This window comes from Vibrio fujianensis (genome assembly GCF_002749895.1).
In the GTDB taxonomy this organism is placed as follows: Bacteria; Pseudomonadota; Gammaproteobacteria; order Enterobacterales; family Vibrionaceae; genus Vibrio; species Vibrio fujianensis.
Genome location: NZ_NBUS01000054.1, coordinates 580,562 through 584,398 on the forward strand (window position 1 = coordinate 580,562; position 3,837 = coordinate 584,398).

Consider the following 3,837-nt stretch of genomic DNA (forward strand, 5'->3'; position numbering starts at 1 on the left):
CTGGGTGGTGTCGGCTGTGGGGTTGCAACCACGATCGTGTACTGGTTGATGTTTATCATGCTGCTATTTTATGTGGTAACTTCTCATCGGTTAGCGCGTATTCGACTCTTTACCACCTTCCATCGTCCCCAGTGGCAAGCACAATGCCGCTTATTTAAACTTGGATTCCCCGTCGCGGCTGCGCTATTTTTTGAAGTGACACTATTTGCTGCTGTGGCCTTGTTAGTCGCACCTCTCGGCCCATTGGTCGTGGCTGCCCATCAAGTCGCTCTCAGTTTCTCTTCACTGGTTTTTGTCTTACCCATGAGTATTGGTGCAGCCGTTTCTATTCGTGTTGGACATACTCTTGGTGAAGAAAATTTATCCGGTGCCGCGATTGCATCAAATGTCGGGTTGCTCGTTGGGGTAATTGCCTCTTTATTTACTGCAACGTTCACCATTTTATTTAGGGAAGAAATTGCGTTACTTTATACCCATAACCCTGAAGTTATCATGATGGCGATGCACTTACTCATTCTAGCGGGAGTATACCAATGTGTAGATGCCATTCAGGTTGTTGCCGCAGGAGCACTACGTGGCTATAAAGATATGGCTGCGATTTTCAACCGGACATTTATTGCTTACTGGGTTTTAGGCCTACCAACAGGATACCTATTCGCGATGACAGATTGGATTGTTGAACCGATGGGAGCCAGTGGTTTTTGGATCGGTTTCATTGTGGGGTTAAGTTCAGCGGCAATAATGCTTGGGCTCCGTTTGTATTGGATACAACACCAAGATGATGACGTCCAAATGTATTATGCGACCAAATAATAGCGATACTCTTTTACTTGAAGCCGCGATAAACGCGGCTTCTAACTTCTTCTAGCGAAACGTTAATGTCTCTGCATAAGCACAAGACTCTTTAACTCGCATAAATCGCGCAAAACGAGGTTTGCCAGAATCCGTTAGACCATTAAAGCGATAAGTGATCACACAACCAATTTCAGGAGGTTGTTGGCGCAAAAAGTCAGTTAGCCCACTCCCTAAAGCAAATTCAATACCCGCATCATTACGCACCAACAGGGAGCCGACCATATTATGATATTTACCTTTCCCCATTTTATAGCCAATCACTTGAGCTTCACTATCCTGATGTTTTTTCAGTTTGAGTAAGTCATTATTTCGTCCTGCGCTATAGGTTGAAGAGAACTTTCTTAACATAATCCCTTCTGCATCTAACAAGAAAAGTCGATCAAGCTCATTAAGAAGCGCTTCTTCTGAGATAATCGGCTCATGTTTTACATATTGGATATGTGTTTGATTAATGGCTGAGGTCAATGAGCGTAAATGTTGATAACGAGTTTGGTAATCGCCGGAAAAAGTCGGTAAGTCAAATAACATAAAGGTTATCTGTTGCCAAGCTTCATCGGTTGGGTGGTGATCGAGTACCGTTTGTTGAACAAGAGAAAACCGCCCCCTACCGGCCCAAAGTTCGCCTTCAACAGGATAATGAGGTAATACCGCCGTAAACCATGCAGGGGCATAAATCAGTCTCCCTGTGCGAGTCGTTAGTTGCTTTCCATCCCATATTGCTCGAATACCATCCAATTTTTCACTTTGCCAATACTGTTCTAACGCAATTCCTTCACGATATTCATTCGCTTTAAGAATGGGCATGGGTTCTGCTTGAGCTGGTGCGGCCTGTATCGGATTCGCTATCAACAATGAGAGCGTAATGAGTGAGAGTTTTAAGTGCATTTTTCTTTCCTCTTCTGACTGTATGTCTGATGATGCATAAAGAAAAGTATGTGATTGCACTAACACTATCTGGGGTTTTATTTTACGCTACGAGCGCTCTCACATTAGATAAAACTTTCTTACTTCGCGAAAACTGAGTAACTGTGTGACGGCTCACGCTCTTGTATCTTCCCCACAGCCCCTTGTTCCATCAATTGTAAATATGCGTTTTCTGCCTGACTCCCACAAAAACAGAGTGAAAGACAATAAACCACTCATGGCTTTTACTGAACGATAGAATAGGCAAAGAAAGGCGCACCCTCAATGGAGTGCGCCTTCTTGATTAGGATGTTTGCCGAGCGTTGATTGCCCTAAGCTGAGTCAGGTAATCAACCCAACCTTGACTTTCTCTAGAAGGACTTAAATGATGGGCTTTTTTCGCTTGGGCTAATGCATCATCGAGTTGATTTAGCTTATATAAAGCTCGAGCTCTAGCTAAAGCAACCTCTGGCTGGCGTTGGCGATCTGTCACGTGATCTAATGAAGCGAGCGCTTGTTTATATTCACCTTTTTGGCTCTGGAGCAATGCAACATTCCAGTAATATTGTCGATCTTTCTTCGCGGCGATTGACCACGATTCTATGGCTTTATCCCACTCTTTTGCTCTTTGCCAATAAGTTGCACACTCAGTCACAAGTTCAAGATCACTATTAGTCGCCAATAACTGTTCTAACAGCTGTGCAGCTCGTACGGGTATACCATTTTGAGCATACAGTTGAGCCAGTAATCTTAGCTCTTGAGGACTAAGTTCTACGCCTTGCAATTTAGCCAGACTCAAACTACTTAAAGCTTCTTTTTGCCGTCCGGTACGAAGTTCCAGACTGACAAGCTGTAGCCACCAATTGCTTTTACTCGGCTCTAAAGTAATTAATCGTTTTAATGTGTCAATGGCGGCAGACCAATATTCTAACTGTAACTGAGCCCCTAATGTAATCGATAATGGCGTCACTTGATCGGGTAACTGAAAATGCTGATAATGCGCCATTGCCTCTAAGGTTTTTTTCCATTGCTGTAGCTGATAATGAACCTGACCAATTCTCAACCATAATTCATGCGCTTTTTGATCTTTAGGTACCTGTTTAGTTAATTGATAATAATGCGGTAGTGCCGGTTGATATTGGTGATCCATTAATAACAAATCAGCTAGCATACGTCTTGTTGTCCACTCTTGTTCCTCTTGCAATTCCCCACTATTCACCGCATCACTAAGTGACTGAATCGCCGGTTGTAACTGTTCATTTTGCCAGTAGAACACCCCAAGCATTCGGGCTAAATAAGCCTTATCATATGCTCGTGTCAGTTGCGTTTCTTCTAATACACGAATGGCATCAATAAAGCGCTCTTCTTGAGCAAACTGGTTTGCTTGTAAGGCTTTGTTGGCAGCATAAGGGCTCAGCTCCGCAGCCGATGATGAAGCCGCTCCCATTAAGAGTAGATAGATGATTAATCGTCTGATCATTTGGCTAACTTAAACTCCAGTTTTACTGTTTGACCTGGCTGGATTACGGCCGTGCCATCTAACAGTTTGGGTTGATATTTCCAACTACGTAATGCCTGCATTGCCTCACGCTCAAACATTCGTCTTGGATTGGCATCGACCACTTGAATTTCCGTCGGTCTACCGGTTTCATCGATGGTAAAGCGTAAAACGACATAACCTTCAATATTACGCTTCAGAGCTCGAGCAGGATAATTTGGCTCAACACGATACAAAGGTAATGCCTGTTGGTTGGCACCAAAGTCACCAAAAGTGGGCGCATTAATTGCGATACCATTAATCGCCGTATCTAATCCGAGTGATGGGACACTGGTTGGTGTTACGGTATTGGCTACCGTACTTTGCGGTTTTGTAACAGGTGCTTTCGGTGGCGGCTCAGGCATTTGAGGTTGCTCTGGAATCGCTCGCTGACGACGTTGAACATCTTGTTCTTGCTCAACCATCACCATATTAAAGCTCAACGACTGGCTTTGTTGTGGTGAACGCAATCCATCGTTGTTGACCATCCAAGCCATAAAGGTAAACAAACTGGCAGCAATCACTGCTGCAAAAGGCATCGC

Annotated in this window: 4 protein-coding genes; 1 reads left to right on the plus strand and 3 read right to left on the minus strand. The window is 44.0% G+C overall.

The annotated features are described in order from the left end of the window. A partial coding sequence (locus B7C60_RS19745) for an MATE family efflux transporter (protein ID WP_245869581.1) occupies positions 1-813 on the plus strand: 813 nt, incomplete at its 5' end. A gap of 51 nt (positions 814-864) precedes the next feature. Here the strand turns inward: B7C60_RS19745 and B7C60_RS15770 are convergent. From B7C60_RS15770 to B7C60_RS15780, 3 genes are all read right to left on the minus strand, one after another. After that, on the minus strand, positions 865-1,740 hold the full coding sequence (locus B7C60_RS15770; RefSeq protein WP_099612462.1) for a DNA ligase: 876 nt from the start codon (positions 1,738-1,740) through the stop codon (positions 865-867). A gap of 322 nt (positions 1,741-2,062) precedes the next feature. Next, positions 2,063-3,238 carry a tetratricopeptide repeat protein gene (locus B7C60_RS15775; protein ID WP_099612463.1) on the minus strand — a complete coding sequence of 392 codons (1,176 nt, stop codon included), beginning with the start codon at positions 3,236-3,238 and terminating at the stop codon, positions 2,063-2,065. Beyond that, positions 3,235-3,837, minus strand: a 603-nt coding sequence (locus tag B7C60_RS15780; protein ID WP_425445517.1) for an energy transducer TonB, incomplete at its 5' end; no start/stop codon positions are given. The genes B7C60_RS15780 and B7C60_RS15775, both read right to left, overlap by 4 nt.